This is a genomic window from Roseivirga sp. UBA1976 (genome assembly GCF_002336325.1).
Taxonomy (GTDB): Bacteria; Bacteroidota; Bacteroidia; order Cytophagales; family Cyclobacteriaceae; genus Roseivirga; species Roseivirga thermotolerans.
In genome coordinates this window covers 117009-121531 of sequence record NZ_DDDQ01000039.1, presented here as the reverse complement: position 1 = coordinate 121531, position 4523 = coordinate 117009, and the positions used below count along the sequence as shown (strand labels likewise).

The window sequence follows — 4523 nt, the reverse complement described above, 5'->3', positions numbered from 1 at the left end:
CGGCATATATAGCGGTACCTTCCACCGGCTTCAGTCGGTTTATGCTGAATATCTTTTCTCTCTCTTGAGCAATAACCACCTCTGACAATTCCTGAGTTATTTCCTGAAGACGGAAGTCTACCTCCATATTGGCACCTGCCACGGTAACTTTGCGCTCAATTACTTTGTAGGAAAACGAGTAGGCCACGAGGCTATAGGTGCCGGATTTCAGGTTGGGTATTTCGTACTCGCCTTTTTCATTGGTTCGGGCAATGTACTGAGTCTCCTCATTATATACCTCGGCCACAGGCACCGGCAAACCTGTTGCTCCGTCTACAACCTTTCCTTTAATGCTGTATTGTGCCCAAGCGTTGGCTCCACAACACAGTGCCAACATAAGTAAACTATAAGCCCTTAATTTCATCTTCGAATGGTAAAATCCAGTCTTTGTGTTTAAACGATTCTTGCTGTTGTGTGAGGTCTACTGTGGGATCTATATATGGCCTGCTTCTACGCCCATTCAGGGCCACATAGCTTTCCACAAAAACACCTAAATTCTTATGGCCCTGAGCTTCGAAATGTTGCTTTAGAAAGTGTGCATATTCCAATATAAAGTCTGGCTGAGTGGCCATTTGTTTTTCCTGAAAGGGGGTTAAGAAATCGGCATTATTAACATAAAAACGTTGGCCACTCTCTTTATCTACTACCTTGAAACTGGCATAACCTGCTTTTTCCATAAGCATTACGCGCCACGAAAACCTGTAGCCTTCTTCTGTCCAGAACAGCTCTCCGGGATAGAGGTAATGACGAAAAGGAATGAGCAACTGCAACACAAAAAAGGGCACCAAAACAATTTTTGCCAATTGCATTTTGGTAGGTGCCATTACCAGCCCATTGTCGCACTTGGCTTTGTTTACCCGAATTAACCGAGCCAAAACGCTTAGCACTTTATGGTGCCATTGCGCATTAAAAAATATAGTTGCGCTCACTATCATTATGTATGGAAACATGCCTATTGGAAACAACACACGAGTAAGCACATGAAAGACCACTACGGCCAAAAATGCCCACGGTCTGGTTCTTTTATAGAGCAAAAGAAAGGGGATGGTTAAATCGTATAGTGCCCCAAGCCAGCTAAAGGCATAGTGAGCCCACTCTTGCTGTAACCACTGCCCCAAAAAAGGAATATCGAATTTGGAGGGCAGCCAAATTTTAAGCGGCATGGCATGAATTAGCCAATCGCTATTGAGCTTGGCCAATCCTGCATAGAAATAAACTATGCCGAGCAATAATTTCACGGAGTCTAAACTCCACTGAGGCACATACTGCACCGGTTTTGCATAACCCAGCCGAACATCGAGCGAGAAATACCTGTGTGCCGGCAGGAAAATCATGAGAAAAGAAAGAAGACTGATGAAGTAGTAGTGGTTGAGATAGGTGGTTTTGTCCATGAGCTCTATGTAAGTAAAGCTCAGAAAGAAGGTAATGATGGCTAACCTATAGCGATAACCTGCCGCAACGGCAAGGGCTGCCATTGCACAAAGAGCAAAAAGCAGGTAGGTGTAACTGCCAAGTGGTTTTACAAATTCAAAACCATAATACGAGAAGAAAAAACGCGGCTGAATGTATAGCTTATCAATCCAACCATAGCTCCAAAACCTCACAATGCTCAGAAACATCATGACACCAAAGAAAATGCGAAAGACTGCCAATGGGGCAGCCTCTGCATTTTTATCGATATAGCCTTGGAATCGGGAAAGCATTAATCTCCGTCTGCATCCACAAAATCTACCTGAATACTCAATGCCTGGAACATGTCTACCTTTAAAAGCACCACAACCTTCTGAAGTTCATCGTAGGTTTCTAGCATAGACACATTATTATCATCTATTTGAGCTGCAAAATCGCTGTTGAGCGTTTCGGCTTTTTGCCGGGCCAAGTTCAGTTGCGAATTGATCAGCGCACTTAAATCTTCACCTTCTTTTATGGTGTTCAGATAGTCAAGATAGTGTGCGAAACTTTTGCCCGTGTTGGAGCTGCCCGTACCATTAAAAAAGTCTTGTACAGCATCGAGCGATTCTAAAAAGAGCAATTTACTTTTTGCACTAAAACGAGCCTCCACTTTTTCAGGTAGTGGCGATGTTGAAAAGACTCCGGCAGGGATTCCCACCTTACCGGCTCTCAGGTTCTTCTCGTAGTAGAACATAAAATCATTGGCTAGCTTATTGAGCGAACTGGTAGCCGAAGAACCATTGTTGGCCACAAAAGTATCCCGATAACCTGAGGTCCAATGATTGAGTACTTCTGAGGCCAGATTATGCAGTCTTTCTACTAACTGTTGAAGATACTCCTTGTGTGCCGGAGTACTAAGAATGGCCACCGTGCCTTCATCGGTGTCGGCCTTACCATAAAGCAGATAATCCAGGGCGGGAAACCCTTGTTCATCGTTGGTAGAGGGCAACTCCAAGTTGTAGCTACCAGTGTTTATGTTTTCATCGATTTTTTGAATATCGGCCGGATAAATGTTAGTGAAGTTCCTCAATGACACCGATTCCGCTTTGCCAATCTCGAACATGCTCACTCGTTGCCAGTCCAGGTAGGCTTCCAGCCAGGCCTCTCTCACATCGGCCAACAGATCTGCAGAAGGTGTCTGGCCAAAAGTGGTAATCGCAGCCTTTAAATCAGTCAGGCTTTCCACATAGTCCTGGTAGTTGGGAATGATGATGTTGTCCGCCCAGTTCACCAGAATTTCAGACCGATCGAAATCATCAATAGGTTCTTCCGTACTGGGGTCTGAATCTGAACAGGCCATTATACCCATCAGCATGAAAACCCATAACGTCCACAGTTTCTTCACTCCTCTCACTACCATCTTCGCTTTTATATTTATGTGATTAGTTTCCTGCCTGAGCTACCGTAAAGTCAAACTTTGCGGCTATTTGGCCCGATACATTATCCAGTGTGGTTGCATCTACATCCCAGAAACCGTTGGCAGAACCATATACGGCCTGAATAAACCCATCTACCTCGGCCTTGGTAAAGTAAGGCATGTCTCCCTGAGGCTGACGTGTAAACCTCAAGCTGTACAGGAACCCGAAACCTTCGGAAAGGTCGTGAAACGCGGTACCATAGGCTGGAGGATCTTGAGCCAAGGCATTTTTACCCTGCTGAAGATAGTATATGGCTCTAATGGCAATTACTTCTGAAAGTTTTTGCCTAACAATGGCTGCCTGTGCATCTCGTACCTCATACTCACCAGCCACTATTGCGGCACGGCCCAGCTTAAGAGCATCGTATACCTCTTGTGCTATACCGGCAAAATCAGGATCGCCTTCCACTCTGCCCAGGTACTTGTTCAAAAAGGCATCGGAAGAACCGATAGTGGCTACAGGATCGGCAGCATTGGCAGCTGTACCAAACAAATAACCATAGGCTTCATCCCACTTATGTTCCATGGTGGTATACATCTTCCCTTCAACCAATACTTCATTGTCATTGTTTGCACGGTTATCGGCTTCATCTAACACAGAAACCGACAAGTAATTATTAAGCATTTGATCGAGCATAAGGGCACCGATAAGTCCCTTATTTACGGCCTGATCATATTCAAGACCTTTGCCATTCACGTAACGAGTGGATGAACCATCGGCCAATTGACCGGGATTACCCGGAGTGGCTATTTGATTTTCTGCAGGAAACACCTCCGACACCTGCGCACTGATCCAACCTTCAAAGTCGGCTTTGATCTGAGCAGCCTCGGTGGCGTTGGTAAAGAAATAGTCTTTAGATGCCCCTGTTTTACTTCTTACGCTTTTGGTAGAAGCATTTAGGTCTGCATTGCTGAAAGGATTGGCATCTCCACCATTGGCCGTTTCGTTTCTGAACATTTCCAACAACAACGCTTCTGTGCTATTGTCAAAATCTTTCATGGCACTTACCAATTCAGTGGCCATTTGTATTCGGGTAGTTTGTCCACTAAATGAAACCGTTGACTGTCCATTCCTCTCAAATGTATAAGTGGCAGGAGCCTCAACAGTTGGCAGGGTATCATCACTATCGCTGCAAGCAGCTACGGTTAAAATCACTGTCAATAGGCCTAAACCATACAATCTTCTCAATCCTTTCATCTCTATTCTTATTTAGATTAATTCTAAAGAGTCGCAAATATATAGGGCGACTTTCACATAGACAATCATTAGTTGCAGTAAAATGAAGATGTAAGGTTTGAGGAGGGTTTAAAACAAAAGCCCCGCTTTTCAGCAGGGCTTCTGTACCAGAGGCGGGACTTGAACCCGCACGACCAAAAGGTCACAAGATTTTAAGTCTTGCGTGTCTACCAATTCCACCACTCCGGCCTCAACTACATGGTAGTTGTAATGTTCTTAATATACTCTCTGCCCACTCCGGACTTTGAATAGTCAAATGCCACAGGCCTTAAACTAAAAAAGCGTGTCAAACACGCTTTTTAGCCTCTGAGCGAGAGACGGGATTCGAACCCGCGACCCTCAGCTTGGAAGGCTGACGCTCTACCAGCTGAGCTACTC

General features: G+C 44.9%; 4 protein-coding genes and 1 tRNA gene. All 5 read right to left on the bottom strand.

Going from position 1 to position 4523, the window contains the following annotated elements; genetic code table 11:
* Positions 1 to 403: carboxypeptidase-like regulatory domain-containing protein (locus B3763_RS04095; RefSeq protein WP_286743987.1), on the bottom strand; the 403-nt coding region annotated here is incomplete at its 3' end.
* Positions 384 to 1742 (bottom strand): HTTM domain-containing protein, encoded by a 1359-nt coding sequence (locus B3763_RS04090; protein ID WP_286743985.1) that lies wholly within the window; start codon positions 1740 to 1742, stop codon positions 384 to 386. The genes B3763_RS04095 and B3763_RS04090, both read right to left, overlap by 20 nt.
* Positions 1742 to 2851, bottom strand: coding sequence for an imelysin family protein (locus B3763_RS04085; protein ID WP_286743983.1), 1110 nt, complete (start codon positions 2849 to 2851; stop codon positions 1742 to 1744). The genes B3763_RS04090 and B3763_RS04085 overlap by 1 nt, the downstream gene beginning before the upstream one ends.
* 22 nt (positions 2852 to 2873) lie before the next feature.
* Positions 2874 to 4106: a DUF4856 domain-containing protein gene (locus B3763_RS04080; RefSeq protein WP_286743981.1), complete on the bottom strand. Its 1233-nt coding sequence runs from the start codon at positions 4104 to 4106 to the stop codon at positions 2874 to 2876.
* A gap of 144 nt (positions 4107 to 4250) precedes the next feature.
* Positions 4251 to 4334, bottom strand: a tRNA-Leu gene (locus tag B3763_RS04075).
* Between the last annotated feature and the right edge of the window lie 189 nt (positions 4335 to 4523).

Bases quoted from the DNA above. Each gene is read 5' to 3' on its own strand.
- B3763_RS04090 (WP_286743985.1), bottom strand. From the start codon at position 1,742: ATGCTTTCCCGATTCCAAGGCTATATCGATAAAAATGCAGAGGCTGCC.
- B3763_RS04080 (WP_286743981.1), bottom strand. From the start codon at position 4,106: ATGAAAGGATTGAGAAGATTGTATGGTTTAGGCCTATTGACAGTGATT.
- B3763_RS04085 (WP_286743983.1), bottom strand. From the start codon at position 2,851: ATGGTAGTGAGAGGAGTGAAGAAACTGTGGACGTTATGGGTTTTCATG.